14 protein-coding genes are annotated in these 16,693 nt (G+C 65.3%); 4 read left to right on the top strand and 10 right to left on the bottom strand.

Annotated features, from left to right (window positions below; translation table 11 throughout):
• Positions 1-36 precede the first annotated feature (36 nt).
• From cobT to MB818_RS06315, 3 genes are all read right to left on the bottom strand, one after another.
• Positions 37-1,914, bottom strand: coding sequence for a cobaltochelatase subunit CobT (gene cobT, locus MB818_RS06325; protein WP_234143447.1), 1,878 nt, complete (start codon positions 1,912-1,914; stop codon positions 37-39).
• 72 nt (positions 1,915-1,986) lie between these two features.
• A complete protein-coding gene (cobS, locus tag MB818_RS06320; RefSeq protein ID WP_234138904.1) occupies positions 1,987-2,973 on the bottom strand; it encodes a cobaltochelatase subunit CobS in 987 nt (328 codons plus the stop codon).
• Positions 2,974-3,228: 255 nt separating this feature from the next.
• On the bottom strand, positions 3,229-3,849 hold the full coding sequence (locus MB818_RS06315) for a J domain-containing protein (protein WP_234138905.1): 621 nt from the start codon (positions 3,847-3,849) through the stop codon (positions 3,229-3,231).
• Positions 3,850-3,992: 143 nt separating this feature from the next.
• On the opposite strand from MB818_RS06315, the gene MB818_RS06310 reads away from it, so the two are divergent.
• A complete protein-coding gene (locus tag MB818_RS06310; protein ID WP_234143448.1) occupies positions 3,993-4,247 on the top strand; it encodes a BolA family protein in 255 nt (84 codons plus the stop codon).
• On the opposite strand, the gene MB818_RS06305 is transcribed toward MB818_RS06310, so the two are convergent.
• Together MB818_RS06305 and MB818_RS06300 are read right to left on the bottom strand one after the other, a co-directional pair.
• Complete coding sequence (locus MB818_RS06305) at positions 4,244-4,711, bottom strand: DUF4177 domain-containing protein (protein ID WP_238904454.1); 468 nt, start codon at positions 4,709-4,711, stop codon at positions 4,244-4,246. The genes MB818_RS06310 and MB818_RS06305 overlap by 4 nt on opposite strands.
• Before the next feature lie 128 nt (positions 4,712-4,839).
• Positions 4,840-5,391, bottom strand: a complete 552-nt coding sequence (locus MB818_RS06300) for a DUF4142 domain-containing protein (protein WP_238904452.1) — start codon at positions 5,389-5,391, stop codon at positions 4,840-4,842.
• A gap of 117 nt (positions 5,392-5,508) precedes the next feature.
• Between MB818_RS06300 and MB818_RS06295 the strand changes: the two genes are divergently transcribed.
• Positions 5,509-6,417, top strand: a complete 909-nt coding sequence (locus MB818_RS06295) for a LysR family transcriptional regulator (protein WP_238904450.1) — start codon at positions 5,509-5,511, stop codon at positions 6,415-6,417.
• 186 nt (positions 6,418-6,603) lie between these two features.
• Here the strand turns inward: MB818_RS06295 and gatB are convergent, their stop codons facing one another.
• Entirely contained in the window at positions 6,604-8,115 is a 1,512-nt protein-coding gene (gatB, locus tag MB818_RS06290; RefSeq protein WP_234177339.1) for an Asp-tRNA(Asn)/Glu-tRNA(Gln) amidotransferase subunit GatB, read from the bottom strand.
• A gap of 141 nt (positions 8,116-8,256) precedes the next feature.
• On the opposite strand from gatB, the gene MB818_RS06285 reads away from it, so the two are divergent.
• Positions 8,257-9,120 carry an NAD-dependent epimerase/dehydratase family protein gene (locus MB818_RS06285; protein ID WP_234183151.1) on the top strand — a complete coding sequence of 288 codons (864 nt, stop codon included), beginning with the start codon at positions 8,257-8,259 and terminating at the stop codon, positions 9,118-9,120.
• Here the strand turns inward: MB818_RS06285 and MB818_RS06280 are convergent.
• From MB818_RS06280 to pepN, 4 genes are all read right to left on the bottom strand, one after another.
• On the bottom strand, positions 9,102-10,334 hold the full coding sequence (locus MB818_RS06280; protein WP_238904449.1) for a hypothetical protein: 1,233 nt from the start codon (positions 10,332-10,334) through the stop codon (positions 9,102-9,104). The two genes, MB818_RS06285 and MB818_RS06280, sit on opposite strands and share 19 nt — an antisense overlap.
• Before the next feature lie 175 nt (positions 10,335-10,509).
• Positions 10,510-10,941, bottom strand: coding sequence for a hypothetical protein (locus tag MB818_RS06275; protein WP_234138913.1), 432 nt, complete (start codon positions 10,939-10,941; stop codon positions 10,510-10,512).
• Positions 10,942-10,949: 8 nt separating this feature from the next.
• Positions 10,950-11,690 (bottom strand): SDR family oxidoreductase, encoded by a 741-nt coding sequence (locus MB818_RS06270; protein ID WP_234138914.1) that lies wholly within the window; start codon positions 11,688-11,690, stop codon positions 10,950-10,952.
• Positions 11,691-11,693: 3 nt separating this feature from the next.
• Positions 11,694-14,246: an aminopeptidase N gene (gene pepN, locus MB818_RS06265; protein WP_238904447.1), complete on the bottom strand. Its 2,553-nt coding sequence runs from the start codon at positions 14,244-14,246 to the stop codon at positions 11,694-11,696.
• 220 nt (positions 14,247-14,466) lie between these two features.
• Between pepN and MB818_RS06260 the strand changes: the two genes are divergently transcribed.
• Complete coding sequence (locus MB818_RS06260) at positions 14,467-16,614, top strand: malate synthase G (RefSeq protein ID WP_238904445.1); 2,148 nt, start codon at positions 14,467-14,469, stop codon at positions 16,612-16,614.
• Positions 16,615-16,693: the final 79 nt, after the last annotated feature.

Below are 16,693 nucleotides of genomic sequence, written 5' to 3'. Positions count from 1 at the left end.
GGCGCCCGGAAGCAAGACAGGCGCCACCGATCCGGGTCAGCTGGCGCGTTTCATGCCCATCACCCGCGCGCGGGCGCGCGGGTCGCTGTCGAACAGCGCCGCCAGCTGCTCGGTCATGGCACCGGCCAGCTGCTCGACATCGGTGATCGTCACCGCGCGCTGGTAATAGCGGGTCACGTCATGGCCGATACCGATGGCCAGCAGTTCGACCTGCTTGCGCTTTTCCACCATGGCGATCACGTCGCGCAGGTGTTTTTCCAGGTAATTCGCCGGGTTCACACTCAGGGTGGAATCGTCCACCGGCGCCCCGTCCGAGATCACCATCAGGATCTTGCGCTGCTCGCGGCGGCCCAGCATCCGGCGATGCGCCCATTCCAGCGCCTCGCCGTCGATGTTTTCCTTCAAGAGGCCCTCTTTCATCATCAGGCCCAGGTTCTGCCGTGTGCGCCGCATCGGCGCGTCGGCGGCCTTGTAGATGATGTGGCGCAGGTCATTGAGGCGACCGGGCTGCTGCGGGCGGCCTTCGTTCAGCCAGGCCTCGCGCGCCAGCCCGCCCTTCCAGGCGCGGGTGGTAAAGCCCAGGATCTCGACCTTGACGTTGCAGCGTTCCAGCGTGCGCGCCAGCACATCGGCGCAGATCGCCGCGATCGAAATCGGGCGTCCCCGCATCGAGCCCGAGTTATCCAAGAGCAGCGTCACCACCGTATCACGGAACTCGGTATCCTTCTCCACCTTGAACGACAGCGGCGTGGTCGGGTTGGCCACAACCCGCGCCAGTCGGCCGGCATCCAGAATGCCCTCTTCGCGGTCAAATTCCCAGCTGCGGTTCTGCTGCGCCTGAAGGCGGCGTTGCAGCTTGTTGGCAAGGCGCGACACCGCGCCTTTCAGCGGCTCCAGCTGCTGGTCGAGATAGGCGCGCAGCCGCTCCAGCTCGGCCGGTTCGGCCAGCTCTTCGGCGGCGATCTCCTCGTCATGGGTATCGAGATAGACCTTGTAGTTCGGATCGGCCTCCGAGGCGGGCGGCGGCGGGGGCGGCTCCAGCGGCGCCTCGCCATCGGGCATCTCGGTTTCTTCGGCCAGCTCCTCGTCGGCCAGCTCGTCCATCGAGACCTGGGCCTGGCTTTCGTCCTGCTGCTGTTCCTGGCTCTGCTCGGGATCGGCGTCGGCGTCCTGATCATCCTGATCGTCCTGGCCGGTGCTGTCCGGATCGGGCTGCTCGTCGGCGTCGTCCTCGGCCTGATCCTCCTGATCCTCGTCCATTTCGTCCGGGTCATCGCCCAGCTGGTCGCCATAGCCGAGGTCCTTGATCACCTGGCGCGCGAATTTGGCGAATTCGGCCTGATCTGAGAGGATATCGCTCAGGTTTTCCAGCGTGCCGCCGGCCTGTTCCTCGATAAAGCCGCGCCACAGGTTCATCACATTGGCCGCCGCCGCCGGCAGGTCGCGCCCGGTCGCCAGATGCCGCACCAGATAGCCCGCCGCCACCGGCAGCGGTGCCTCGGAGGGCTGCTTGCACTGGTCATAGCCGCGCCGCAGCGCCTCATGGGTGATCTTGACGTCGATGTTGGACGCGGTGCCGGGCATGTCGCGGGCGCCCATCGCCTCGCAACGGGCGGTCTCCATCGCTTCGTAGAGGTCGCGCGCCATGTCGCCCGGCGGGGCATAGCGGCTGTGGGTGGCGTCGTCGTGATAGCGGCGATAGAGCGCCAGCGCATCCGCCGTGCCGCGCGCCAGCAACACCTCGTCGCGGGTCATCCGGCGGCTGACCTGCGGCAGGCGCATCGCGTCGCCGCTGACACCCGAGGGATCGACCGTATAGCTGACCGACAGATCCGGGTCGTCGGCCATCACCTTGGTCGCCTCGGCCAGCGCCTTCTTGAACGGATCGGCGGGGTTGTCGGTCGGTTTGCTCATGTCACTTCGGTCCTGCAAACAGGCGGTCGCGGCCCATGGTGGGCCGCAAGGCGGATATGGCGGCCGCCCGGATCACCCCAGGCTCGTGCTTGCCGCGCTTTCGGGCAGTTCCTCGTCGAAACAGCGCTGATAGAACTCGGCCACCGTCTGGCGCTCCAGCTCGTCGCATTTGTTGAGGAAGGTCAGCCGGAAGGCATAGCCCACATCGCGGAAGATCTCGGCATTCTGCGCCCAGTTGATCACGGTCCGGGGCGACATCACGGTCGACAGATCGCCGTTCATGAAGGCGGTCCGGGTCAGGTCGGCCACGGTCACCATCTGGCTGACCTGCTTGCGGCCCTTCTCGGTGTTGTAATGCGGCGCCTTGCTGAGCACGATCATCGTTTCGGCGTCATGGCTGAGATAGTTCAGCGTCGCCACCAGCGACCAGCGGTCCATCTGGGCCTGGTTGATCTGCTGGGTGCCGTGATAGAGGCCGGTGGTGTCGCCCAGTCCCACCGTGTTGGCGGTGGCGAACAGGCGGAAACAGGGGTTCGGCGTGATGATCTCGTTCTGGTCCAGCAGGGTCAGCTTGCCGTCATGTTCCAGCACCCGCTGGATCACGAACATCACGTCGGCGCGGCCCGCGTCGTATTCGTCGAACACGATGGCCACCGGGTTGCGCAGCGCCCAGGGCAGGATGCCTTCGTGGAACTCGGTAACCTGCTTGCCGTCGCGCAGCTTGATCGCGTCCTTGCCGATCAGGTCGATCCGGCTGATATGGCTGTCGAGGTTGACGCGCACGCAGGGCCAGTTCAGCCGCGCGGCGACCTGTTCGATATGGGTCGATTTGCCGGTGCCGTGATAGCCCTGCACCATGACGCGGCGGTTGTGGCTGAAGCCCGCCAGAATGGCCAGCGTGGTATCGGGATCGAACTTGTAGGTCTGATCGATCTCGGGCACCCGGTCGCTGCGCTCGGCAAAGCCCTTGACCACCATCGGCGTGTCGATGCCAAAGACTTCGCGGACGGAAATCTCCTCGGTGGGTTTTGCGTTCATCGGGATCGTTCCGTCAGCCATACCAATCGTCCTTATCGCCTTGCCGCGCCGCGTCGGGGCGGGCCAATCTTGTCGGGGTGCACCATATCGCCCCCAGCCGCAAGGAAAAGGCGAAAAGCGCCGCGCGGGCGCTTTTTGCCGTCACGATCTCGGGGGCATCAGTCGAGCAGTGCCGCGCGCATCCGAATGAGCCCTATCGACGGATTGTCACGGCCGTATCACGCCCCCAACGCGCGGACAGGCGCTGATGGGGCCGGTCGGCGCCGGAGCCGGCGCCTATTTGAAGTTCCGGCTGTCCTTGATCTGGTCCCAGGCCCAGACCACCTCTTGCAACTGCTCTTCCTGGCTGCGGTCGCCGCCGTTCATGTCCGGGTGCAGCACCTTGATGAGCTTCTTGTAGGCGGCGCGCACCTCGGCCTTGGTCCAGCTGTCCTTGGCTTCGAGAATCTCGATGGCGCGGCGCTCGGTCGGCGGCAGGCGGCGGCCGGTATTGACGCGGCCCGGATTCTGGGTGGCGTTGGCCCCCAGAACCTGATGCGGGTCCTCGATGCCCAGCCGTGCCCAGGCGCGCGCCTCGGGGTCGGTCATCGGTCGCGTCTTGCGTTCCCACACCTTGTCCTTGGACATTTGCGCGTTCATCTCGGCCTCGGTGGTGCCGTCGAAGAAGTTCCATTTCTGGTTATATTCGCGCACATGCTGCTGGCAGAACCAGAAATAGTCGTCCAGCACATCGGGGGCCTTGGGCGCGCGGAACTTGCCTGCCTCGGTGCAACCCTCGTGTTCGCAGACCCGGACCGAGGTTTCGGACGCGCCCGACATGCCCCGGCGCCCGCGCGGGTTCTTTTTCTTGGCGGAAGAGACGGACATATCGAATCCGAACGGATCTGATTTGCTCATGGCGGGCCCTTTCGGTTGCGGCTTCTCGACTCGGAGGCAGGAGTTTAGTCTAAGTGACGCCAGATAGAAGAGGGCGGCGGCAAGAAAATCGCGGCCGCGCGGAAAAGAGCGCAGATTGCGCGGGAATGTGAGGGCAGACGGGCATGACGATCGCAGAGGAAATGCGCACGCGGTTGCAGGCGGCATTCGCGCCGACCGAGCTGGAGGTGGTGGACGACAGTGAAAGCCATCGCGGCCACGCCGGATTTCGCGAGGGCGGTCAGAGCCATTTCAACATCCGCATCCGTGCCGCCGCCTTTGCCGGGCAAAGCCGGGTGGCGCGGCATCGCGCGGTGCATCAGGCGCTGGGCGATATCGTGCCGCGCATCCATGCGCTGGCACTGGATATCGGCACCTAGTCCTTCTCGACCTTGGCCTCGGGCTCTGTGCTGCCGGCGTCCGTGGTCTTGGCACCATGCATCGGCGGATCGTTGACCGGCGCCGCGATGGGCGCGGGCGCGCGGCGATCCGCCTCGGACGGGCCGGGTACGGGCCGGGCCAGCGGCGGGCTGTCGGCACTCAGGGGCGCGGTCGCCTCGGCCACGGGCTCTGCCGCGACCTCGGCCTCGGGCAATACTTCGGGACCTGCGGGCAGGGGGCGGCGGAACACCAGCACGTTGCGCCAGTTGGTGGTCGAGCCGGTCAGGCCCGAGCGCTCCTCGCTGGGCAGCAACTCGGCCCGCTGATATTCCCAGCCCTCGGCGGCCATTTGGTTCAGCGCCTGTTCCACCGACAGCGCGAACCGCGCCGGCGCGGTCTTGACGCCCTTGGCCTTGATGCCCTTCTCCGGGGCGGGGACAACCTTGTATTCGTAGCGGATCATGCTCAGAGCCTCTTTGGATCGCGCGCAGACTACTCCAGGCGGATGCAAAAAGACCAGAGGTGCCGGACAGGACAGCGACGTCCCGCCGGCACCACCTGAGCGCGGGCAGGAGCGCGCGCGCCAGGGGGTTACTCTAGAGCGACACCCAGTGTTTCGGCGGCGTCCAGGTTCATTTGCAGGTGATGCTGAAAGGCAGGCAGCACCGCCTCGAAATGTGCCTTCAGCTCGGGGCTGTCGGCGCTGGGCAAGAGCAATCCCTCGACCGCGCTGATGGCAGCGGTGTGAAAGGCGATCTCGTGGCGCAGATAGGCGGCATCGAACTCGGCGCCCTCCAGCTTGTGCAGGCTCAGGATCACCGCGTCATGGTCGCGCGCCGCGTCGATGCGCGCGGGCGGCAGTTCCGGGGTCACCCCGATGCTGGCGGCCAGCTGATGCGCCGCCGCGCGCACGCCGGTATGATCGGCCGACACCATGGCACCGATGGCGCGCACCTCGTCCGAGGCGCCTTTGAGCTGCCCCAGCAGCGCGGTTTCTATGTCGAAACTGTTGACCTGGGAATAAATGCCAAGGATCTGCGCGTCGCTCAGGTCCCCAGCCATTGCCCCATCGGTTGTCACGGCCAGCATCAGTGCCGCGCCCGAAATCTGGCCCAAGAGCTTGTTCCGAAAATCAAATGCCATTTCATTGTCCCTTCTGGTTGGCTTTCCCCGGCACTGTCGCTCTGGCTGCTTCAAAAGAGAAATTGCATTAATGGATATCATTGATAGGTATTGTGTATTAATCGGGCGGGGTTCGGCATGAAACTCAGACAGATCGAATTTGTGGTGACAGTGGCGCGCGAGCAATCGTTCAGCCGGGCCGCCGATATCTGCCACGCGACCCAGCCCAGCTTGTCCAGCGCGGTGGCGCAGATCGAGGAGGAACTGGGCGCCAAACTCTTTGCCCGGACCACGCGCAAGGTGGCGCTGACCCCGTTCGGGCGGCATATCCTGCCCCATCTCGAAAGCGTCCTGTCCGCGCGTGACGAGGTCACAGCCGCCGCCGCCGCCTTTCACAACCCCGCGCGCAAACTGCTGCGGCTGGGATTTTCCCCGCTGGTGGACATGCGGATGCTGACTGGCGTGACCGATCCGTTCTGCCGCCTGCACCAAGGGGTCGAGGTGTTTTTCAAGGAATGCCTGCTGGACGATCTGGCCGGGCGGCTGGAGAGCGGTGCCATCGACATGGCGATCCTGCCGCGCGACAGTGTCCCGGACGGGATGCAACAGACGCCGTTCTATTCCGATCCGCTCTACTATCTGCCGCAATCGGGGCAAAGGGTTGAACCGCCCGTGGCCCTGTGTCTGACCGATCTGCCCAATGATCCGGTCATCATGACAGCGGGTGGGTGCGGTCTCAATCGCTCGCTTGAGGTGTTGTTCGAGGCCGAAGGCATCTCGCCGCCCGCCTATCCGGGCTATGCGCTCAGCTATCAGGTGATCCAGGAATGGACCTGGCTGGGGCTGGGGGCGGGGATTTTGCCCCGGGCCAAGCTGCTGGCCGATGCCACGAGCGCGGTTCCGCTGCTGCGCGCCGACGGCGCTCCGGCCCGGTTCGAATTTGTCTGGGCATGGTCAGGCACCGGGCGACCGGCCGATCACGTGGTGGCGTTTCTGGATCACGTCCGCGATCGGAGCGTGAAACCGGTGGAGAGCAAGGTGGGTTGATCCGCTCCGTACCCCCTTGCTGTATCCGTTGGCGCAGCAAAAAGGGCGCCCGAGGGCGCCCTTGATCTCCGGTGTAAAACGGTCAAAGCCCCGTACAGATCACAGGCCCAGCTTGGCCGTGGCCAGATCCTAGACGGCCTTGGCGCGCGCTCGCACGATCCCTTGGATCATGCGAGAGCGGCTGTGTCAGCCATTCAGTTTCTTCGAAACCATCTGGTTGACGACACCCGGATTGGCCTTGCCGCCGGTGGCCTTCATCACCTGACCGACGAACCAGCCCGCCAGTTTCGGGTTCACCTTGGCCTTTTCCACCTGCGCCGGGTTGGCGGCGATGATCTCGTCCAGCGCGGCCTCGATGGCGCCGGTGTCGGTGACCTGCTTCATGCCGCGGGCCTCGACGATCTCGGCCGGGTCACCGCCTTCGGTATAGACGATTTCGAACAGGTCCTTGGCGATCTTGCCCGAGATTGCATCAGACGCGATCAGGTCGATGATGCCGCCCAGCTGCGCCGGGCTGACCGGGCTGTCGGTGATATCGTGGTCCTCTTTCTTCAGCCGTCCGAACAGCTCGTTGATGACCCAGTTGGCCGCCAGCTTGCCGTTGCGGCCCTTGGCCACGTCTTCGAAATAAGCGGCCGATTCCACCTCGGCGGTCAGCACCGAGGCGTCATAATCGGTCAGGCCGAAATCCTTGATGAAACGCGCCTTTTTGTCGTCTGGCAGTTCGGGCAGGTTGGCCGCGATATCGTCGACCCAGGCCTGCTCGATCTCCAGCGGCAACAGGTCGGGATCGGGGAAGTAGCGGTAATCATGCGCCTCTTCCTTGGACCGCATCGAGCGGGTCTCGTTCTTGTCCGGGTCATAGAGCCGGGTTTCCTGATCCACCTTGCCGCCCGCCTCGACAATGGCGATCTGGCGGCGCGCCTCGTATTCGATGGCCGCCTGGATGAACCGCATCGAGTTCATGTTCTTGATCTCGCAACGCGTGCCCAGATGCGAAAAGTCCTGTGTTTCCTGATACTTCTCATAGGCGCCCGGACGGCAGATCGACACGTTCACATCGGCCCGCAGGTTGCCGTTCTGCATGTTGCCGTCGCAGGTGCCCAGATAGCGCAGGATCTGGCGCAGCTTGGCGATATAGGCGGCGGCCTCTTCGGGGCCACGGATATCGGGACGGCTGACGATCTCCATCAGGCAGACGCCGGTCCGGTTCAGGTCGACAAAGGACATGTTCGGATCCATGTCGTGGATCGACTTGCCCGCGTCCTGTTCCATGTGGATACGTTCGATCCGGACCCGGCGCGCGGTGCCGTCTCCCATCTCGACCAGCACTTCTCCTTCGCCCACAATGGGATGATAAAGCTGGGAGATCTGGTATCCCTGTGGCAGGTCGGGGTAGAAATAGTTCTTGCGGTCAAAGGCCGATTTCAGGTTGATCTCGGCCTTCAGCCCCAGCCCGGTGCGCACCGCCTGTTCGACGCAGAACTCGTTGATCACAGGCAGCATGCCCGGCATCGCCGCATCCACGAAAGAGACGTTGGAATTGGGCTCGGCGCCAAAAGCGGTCGAGGCGCCCGAGAACAGTTTCGCCTGCGACGCGACCTGAGCATGCACCTCCATGCCAATCACCAGTTCCCAGTCGTGCTTGGCACCGGCGATGGTCTTGGGTTTGGGGGTCTCGAAGGTCAGGTCCAGCATGGGTGTGCCTCTTGTCCGCTTGGTTCAAACCGCCTTCTAGGCGCGTGCGCGGCGTTGGGCAAGGGGGCACGGGGAAAGGGGCTTGATCTCAACCATGGTTGAGGCGGCAGGTTGGGACGAATCCAGAAGGGAGGCACGGAAATGAGGCTGTTTGTGACAGGGGCCAGCGGGTTGGTCGGGGGGGCGGTTCTGCGCGCTGGCGTCGCGGCGGGGCACCAGGTGACCGGGCTGGCCCGGTCCGGCCACGCGGCCGCGCAGGTAGAGGGTGACGGAGGGCAGGTCTGTCGCGGCGATCTGCGTCAACCCGAGGTCTGGGCGGCAGAGGCCGTGGCGGCGGATGCCATCATCCATGCCGCGGCCACCTTTGGCCCGGATATGGGCGACGTCGACCGCGCCGCGATGGAGGCACTGGTAACGGCAGCGCGCCGGGCCGGGCGCCATCCGCGCCTGATTTATACAGGCGGCATATGGCTTTACGGCGATACCGGCGGGCAGGTCAGGGATGAAACCGCGCCCTTTGACCCTGCTACGCCCTGGGGCTGGATGCTTGATACCGTGGCGATGCTGGAAGCGAGCAATGCCACCGATCTGGCAGTGCTGCATCCGGGTGCGGTCTATGATAGCAACGCGGGTGGCATGCTGGAACGGTTCCACGCGCCCGAGGTCGAGATCCTGGGCGACCCGGCGATCCGCTGGCCACTGGTGCATGCCGATGACCTGGCACAAGCCTATCTGCTGCTGGCGGGGCTGCCGGGGCAGGGCGGAGATTTCCTCGCCACCGCCGAACCCGGCCGCCCGGTGGGCGAGATCGCGCGCGCCGTCGCCGGGCCCGATGCGTCCATCAGGGTGCTGGACCGGGCCGAGGCCTTGGTGCGTTATGGCGACAGCGCCTTGGGGCCGATGCTGGATCAAAGGCTGGCTGCACCGCGCCTGACCGCGCTGGGCTGGCGCCCCCGGTTCGACGATGTCACCCGAAGCGGGGGACCTCAGGCGCCGTGCAACTGAGGCCCCTCGGGCGTGAAAACGACCCGGTTGCCCTCGCGGATCTCGTCGCGGAACAGATTGGCGATGACCTGCAGGGCATCGGCCCGACCGCGCGCGGCGAACCGGCTGGGTGAACTGACGCGCATGTTGTTGTCGAAGCCATCGGCGGCATGCGCCCAGATCATCGGATGCACTTCGGTCAGGTGGTCGCGGATCAACCAGTCGGCCGCGTTGCAGATACGGATGCGGTTCAGATCCGCTTCTTCATGCAGGCCAAGATTGCCGCGCAGGGTCACCGCGCAATAGGACGCCAGCATGTTGATGGTCTCTTGCTCGGGGCGGGCGCGCACGATGTCCCGCAACCCGTCGACAAAGAAGTCGACATCGACGCGGGCACAGGCCTCTTCATCCTGGGCGATCGCGTCCAGGCTGACCCAAGTATAACCGCCGGCGCCCCAGATATCCTGTGTCCGCGCGGCGGTCCGGCGGGCCTCCAGTTCCAATTCCGCGTAGGAGCCGAACCAGCGCGGCAACAGGTGGTTGCCCAGCGCGCGCATGTGGCGGGGATTGTACGGATCGAGGTCGATCAGTGCCTCGTAGCAATCCGCGACCCTGCGTTGCGGCGTCCGGCGACCGGCCAGCAAGGCGCAGCAGGCCGATTGCAGGACCGGGCTGTCCATCCTGACGCCGCACCAGGGTGACAGGATCTCGATGGCGCGGTCGAAATGCGCGGCGCATTTCTCGCGGTGGAGTCGGGGCACGATCGTGTCCCATCCGGTGCCGCGCCAGGCCCAGGCCAGGTCGATATGGGTCAGCGCCACGATCAGCGCGATATAGGGATCGTCGGCATGATCCTGACGCACGAATTCCAGCGCCCGGATCCCGTTGATCAACGGGGCCTGATCGGTGCGATGGCTGTCCATCAGCGCCTCTTCGACGGCCAGCACCACGTCGGACCGGGCACCAAAGGCCAGCAGGTCGGCAACCGGGGTCCCGCCCGGCGTGGCTTCGCGAGTGGCATCGGCGGCGCGGATTTCATCCGACAGGTCCTGCCAGCGCTCTTGCCGGGCCAGGAACTGGCCATGAGCGCGCAGCCTGGCGCGGATGTCTTCGTCCTGTCCGTGCTCGGCGATCGGGATCGACAGGAAATCTTCGAGCCGGATCGGAGGGCGCGGTTCTGTCTGAGCCGAGAAGTCGACCGCGCGACCGAACAGTCGCGCGGTCAGATCAGGCAAAGAACTCAGAACGGTGCGGGATCTTTTCAGCATACTGATTAATGCTTGGCCTGTGTGGTGTCGTATTGGCTTCAGGCTGACGCTGATTTGCGGCACAAAAAAGGCCGGAGCGGGGTGTTTCGGGACAGGTTTTGCGGCGGGCTCTGGGGATTGCGCCCGGACTGGCATCAATCCGCTAACGACCGGCGAAATGATGCCGAACCACGGCCAGTCCACGCGCGGTCAGGATCTCTTCGAACTCACGATGCGGGGGCAGAGACTCTTGTGGCAGCCGTATCTCTTTGCCTGAATGCAGGCACAGCGTGGCGCGAATGCTGAAATCCCAGCGCGTATCCAGCCGAACCTGCGCGATCTCGTCCAGCGCGACAGACCCGTCCAGGCGCCCCGAGAACCAGCTGAGCCGAGCGGCGTCCAGATCGAGACCCGCGCGGCGGTCGGTGATGATCTCGGACAACAGCGGCAGGGTCGGCAGGGCGCACAGCGCGATCAGCCACCAGGCCGCTTGAAACAGAACCATCACTGTCGCAAGCCCCGTCCAGACCGCCAGCAGCAGCACGACATTGCGGGGGCTGCGGGCGTGGCGGACGTAGCGGAGCGGTTCGGTCATCGTGAGGGTCACCGCCCGCCGCTGACGTCGAGCGTGGTGCCGGTGATGTAAGACGCCGCGTCCGAGAGCAGGAAAAGCGCCGCTTCGGCCACCTCGGTCACGGTGCCGGTCCGCTGCATCGGGACACCCGGCGCCAACCGTTGCGCCCGATCCGGTTCGCCGCCCTTGGCATGGATCCCGGTCTCGATCAGACCGGGGCGGAGCGCGTTGACGCGGATCCCCTCTGCGGCGACCTCGTCGGCGAGGCCCTTGGTAAAGGTGTCGATCGCGGCCTTGCTGGCGGCGTAATCGACATATTGGTTGGCCGAGCCCAGACGCGCAGCGGCAGAGGAAAGATTGACGATGGCGCCGCCCCGGCCATGGGCCTGCATCCGCAGCACCGCCTCTTTGGCGACCAGAATGGCGCCGATCACGTTGACATCGAACATGCGCCGCAGGCGGTCATGAGTGAGGTCGGTGACACGGGCCGCGCGGTCGACGATGCCAGCATTGTTGACCAGCCCGTCGAGGCGGTCAAAGCCCTCATCCACCCGCGCATAGATGCGCCGGATGTCTTCGGGGTCGGCCACGTCGCCGGGGCACAGGATCACAGTAGCGCCCGCATGGCGGGCGGCCTCGGCCACCGACTCGGCCCCGGCCCGGTCCTGCCGGTAGTTGAGCGCAAGATCATAGCCGCGCGTGGCGGCGAGGCGGGCGATGGCGGCGCCGATCCCGGCGCTGGCCCCGGTGATGAGCAGGGTTCGGCGCATGGCTCAGCTGCCCCGGATGCGGGTCAGCATCTCGGTGGTGTCCCGGCTGAGGTTCGGCTGGGCCAGAATGCGATCCAGCTGGGCGCCGATCAGCAGCTGCCGGTCGTTGTCATACCGTCGCCAGGTCTGATAGGCCGAGCACATCCGCGCGGTGGTCTGCGGGTTTACCGGATCCAGCCGGATCAGCCAGTCCGCCAACAGCTGGTATGCCGCGCCCGAGGCATGATGGAAGCCGGCATGGTGCATGGCCAGCGCGCCGAAGACGGCACGGAACCGGTTCGGATTGCGCCAGTTGAACTCGGCATGCGCGCTCAGGCGCCGGGCGGTTTCCGCCGCCTGTTCGGGCGCCGCCAGTGCCACCTGAAGCCCGAACCATTTGTCGATCACCAGCCGGTCGCCGCGCCACTGGTCATAAAAGGCGGCCAGTTCGACTTCGCCCTTGCCCGCCTTGAGCAGACAGGACAGCGCCGAAAGTTGCAGCGTCATGTTGTCGGCGCAGGCATAATCCGCCGCCGCCTGCGTACCGCTATCGAGCCGCGACAGCAGAGCCAGTGCGGCGCTGCCCAATGCGCGCTTGCCGGCCTGGTCTGCATCGGGCCGGAACGGTGCCTCGATCTGTGCCTCGGCCCTGAGCCGTGGCAGCAGGTCCTGCATGTGTTGGGCGGTGGTCTGGCGCAGGGTCTCGGTCGCCTCCCAGATCGCCTGCGGATCGGGGATCAGGCCGCGCTGATGCAGGGTGGCGGCCAGTTCCGACTGGCTGGGCAGGCCCAGCATCAGCGCGCGATAGGCCGGGTCCAGCCCATCGTCGCGCAGCACCGCCGTCAACCCGTCCAGATAGGCGGTATCGGGCGCGGCGTCCTCGGTGATCATGTCGAGCAGGCATTGCCCGGCCAGCGCACGGCCCGCTTCCCAACGGTTGAAGGGATCGGTGTCATGGGCCAACAGAAAGGCGCGCTGCTCGGGCGAGAGGTCATGGTCCAGAACCACCGGCGCCGAGAAATCGCGCAGCACCGAGGCCACTGGACGTGCCGCCAGCCCGTCAAACGAGAAGCTCTGACGCGCCTGCGTCAGTTCCAGCACCTCGGTGGCGCGCACCTCGTCGCCATTGGGGTTGAGCAGTCCGACGGCGACCGGGATCACCTGTGGCAGCTTGTCGGGCTGGCCGGGCGTGGCGGGGGTCTCTTGCGACAGGGTCAGGGTAAAGGTGCCGTCCTGCCACGCCTCCTCGACCGTCAGGCGCGGGGTGCCGGCCTGGCTGTACCAGCGCTTGAACTGCGACAGGTCGCGCCCTGTGACATCCTCGAACACCTTGAGCCAGTCCTCGATGGTGCAGGCCTGCCCGTCATGGCGGGCGAAATAGAGGTCCAGCGCCTCGGCATAGGCGGCATCGCCCACCAGCCGTTTCAGCATGCCGATCACCTCGGCGCCCTTTTCATAGACGGTGGCGGTGTAAAAGTTGTTGATCTCCTGAAAGCTTTCGGGCCGCACCGGGTGGCTGAGCGGGCCCTGATCCTCGGGGAACTGGCGGGCGCGCAGGTCGATCACGTCGCGGATGCGTTTGACGGGCGCGCTGCGCAGGTCCGAGGTGAACTGGGCGTCGCGGAACACGGTCAGCCCTTCCTTGAGGCAGAGCTGGAACCAGTCGCGGCAGGTGATGCGGTTGCCGGTCCAGTTGTGGAAATACTCATGCGCGATGATCGCCTCGATCCGTTCGAAATTGTCGTCGGTCGAGGTTTCGGGGCTGGCCAGCACGGCGGCCGAATTGAAGATGTTCAGCCCCTTGTTCTCCATCGCGCCCATGTTGAAATCGTCGACCGCAACGATGTTGAACACGTCCAGATCGTATTCGCGGCCATAGACCTCTTCATCCCAGCGCATGGATTTCTTCAGCGCCTCCATGCCAAAGGCGCATTTGCCCTCGTCTCCGGGACGGACCCAGAGGTTCAGATCCACTACGCGGCCCGAAACGGTGGTGAACGTGTCGGAATGAGCCAGCAGGTCCCCCGCCACCAGTGCAAAGAGATAGGCCGGTTTTGGCCATGGGTCATGCCATTCTGCAAAGCCCTCGCCGCTATCGACCGGGTTGCCATTGGACAAGAGCACCGGATGCGTGCCGTTGATACGCACGGTAAAGGTGCTCATGACATCGGGGCGGTCGGGGTAATAGGTGATCTTGCGAAAGCCTTCGGCCTCGCATTGGGTGCAGTACATCCCGTTCGAGAGATAAAGTCCTTCGAGCGCGGTATTGGCGGCCGGTGCGATCTCGACCTCGGCTTCCCAGACAAAGGGCGCATCGGGAACGGCGCAGATCAGACCCTCGTCGGTGATTTCGGGGGCGATCTCGGCACCGTCGATGGCGGCGCGCAGCAGGCGCAGTTCCTCGCCATGCAGAAAGAACCGGCGGTCGGTCGTCTCGGGATTGGGGCGAAAGGCGATGCGCGAGGTGACGCGGGTTGCGTCGGGCGCCAGGTCAAAGGTCAGGCGCACCTCGTCCACCAGATAGCCGAACGGGGTGTAATCCTTGAGGTGGATGGTTTTCGGGGCGGCGTCGCGCATGGGAACCTCGGCTGCTGTCGGTTTGGCGAGACGTTAGGTAGAACACGCCGGGGGTGCAAGCGGCGCTCCTTTGCCGTTCATGGTCTGCGCTGTTCGGGAATGGTGGAAACTGCCTTCGGCTTCATTGGTAAATCCGGCGTGCCATTTTGTTGTTTGACCGCTGCATTCGCGATAACTGGAGTATGCGATTGTACACAGGCGGCAAGGCGGAGGCGCGATGATGAGCGGCAGAGTGGAACGGAACGGGCTGAAAGTCGCTGGGGAACTGGCGGATTTCATCGAGACGCGCGCCTTGCCCGGTACCGGGGTGGAACCCGCCGATTTCTGGGCCGGGATGGCGCGGATGGTGGCCGAACTGGCACCGGTGAACCGCGCATTGCTGGCGCGGCGCGAGGCGCTTCAGGAGCAGATCGACGCCTGGCATGTCGCCCATCGCGACCGGCCGCATGATCACGAAGCGTACAAGGCGTTTCTGGCCCAGATCGGTTATCTGCTGCCCGAAGGCGCGGCCTTCGAGATCGAAACGGCCGATACCGACCCTGAAATCGCATCGGTGCCGGGGCCGCAGCTGGTGGTGCCGATCACCAATGCCCGCTACGCGCTCAACGCCGCCAATGCCCGCTGGGGCAGCCTGTATGATGCGCTTTATGGCACCGACGCCATGGCCGGGCCGATACCGGCGGGCGGCTACGACCGGGGTCGTGGCGCCCGTGTGGTGGCGCGCGCGCGTGTCTTTCTGGACGAGGCGTTTCCGGTGCAGGGCGTCAGCCATGCCGATGCCCGCCGCTATCACATCCGTGAAGGCGCGTTGCTGGTCGATGGTCAGCCGCTGATCGACCCGGCGAAATTCGCAGGCTATCGCGGTCACCCCAAGGCGCCCGACGCGGTGCTCTTGCGCAACAACGGGTTGCATGTGGAGCTGGTCTTTGACCGCACCCATCCGGTGGGCTGCCACGATCAGGCGGGTCTGGCCGATGTGCGGCTGGAAAGCGCGGTCTCGGCGATCATGGATTGCGAGGATTCGGTGGCCTGTGTCGACGCCGAGGACAAGGTGTTGGCCTATGGCAACTGGCTGGGCCTGATGCGTGGTGACCTGAGCGAGGAGGTGACCAAGGGTGGTGCCACCTTCACCCGCGCGCTGGCCGGCGATCTGGACTATCTTGCCCCCGATGGCAGCGCGATGAGCGTCAAGGGCCGGGCGCTGATGCTGGTGCGCAATGTCGGTCACCTGATGACCAACCCGGCGGTGCTGGATGCGGATGGGGCGGAAATCTTCGAAGGCTTGATGGACGCGCTGGTCACCGTCGCCATCGCGATGCATGACCTGAACCGGGCGGGCGGCAATTCGCTTGCCGGCTCGGTCTATGTGGTCAAGCCCAAGATGCACGGGCCGGAAGAGGTGGGTTTTGCCGTCCGGACCTTTGACATGGTCGAGGATATTCTTGGCCTGCCGCGCAACACGGTCAAGATCGGCATCATGGACGAAGAGCGGCGCACCAGCGTCAACCTCAAGGAATGTATCCGTGCCGCCAGATCGCGGGTCTGCTTCATCAACACCGGGTTCCTCGACCGGACCGGCGACGAAATCCATACCTCGATGGAGGCGGGGCCGTTCAGCCGTAAGGATTTCATCAAGCGCAAATCCTGGATCACCGCCTATGAGAACCTGAATGTCGATATCGGTCTGGAATGCGGCCTCTCGGGCAAGGCGCAGATCGGCAAGGGCATGTGGGCGATGCCGGACCGGATGGCGGCCATGATCGAGACCAAGATCGAGCATCCCAAGGCAGGCGCCAATTGCGCCTGGGTGCCCAGCCCGACGGCGGCCACCCTGCATGCGCTGCATTATCACAAGGTCGACGTGTTCGCGGTACAGGCCGCGCTGCGCGCCGGCGGACGGCGGGCGCATGTGGACGGGATCCTGGAAATCCCTCTGGCCAGCTTCCGCAAATGGTCGTCCGATCAGATCCGCCGCGAGGTCGAGAACAACGCGCAGGGCATTCTCGGCTATGTCGTGCGCTGGGTCGATCAGGGCGTTGGTTGCTCCAAGGTGCCGGATATCAACAACGTGGGCCTGATGGAGGACCGCGCCACCTGCCGCATCTCGGCGCAGCACATCGCCAACTGGCTGCATCATGGCGTGGTGGACGCGCAGGAGGTGATGGCGGCCATGCGCAAGATGGCGGCGGTGGTCGATGATCAGAACGCGGACGACCCGGCCTATCGCCCGATGGCGCCGGGGTTCGACGGCATCGCCTTCCAGGCGGCCTGCGATCTGGTGTTCAAGGGGCGGGTGCAGCCCTCGGGCTATACCGAGCCGGTTCTGCATGCCCGCCGGCTGGAACTGAAGGCCAGCCTTGGCGCCTGATCCCGCAAGCCGGTCACGCCCCTGTGTGCGCAGGTGAACACGCGCCTGCGCGCTTGCTGCGATGCGGCCGCTGTTGCAG

This window comes from Ruegeria alba (assembly GCF_022321465.1).
In the GTDB taxonomy this organism is placed as follows: domain Bacteria; phylum Pseudomonadota; class Alphaproteobacteria; order Rhodobacterales; family Rhodobacteraceae; genus Ruegeria_B; species Ruegeria_B alba.
This window is presented reverse-complemented; position numbering and strand designations above follow the sequence as displayed.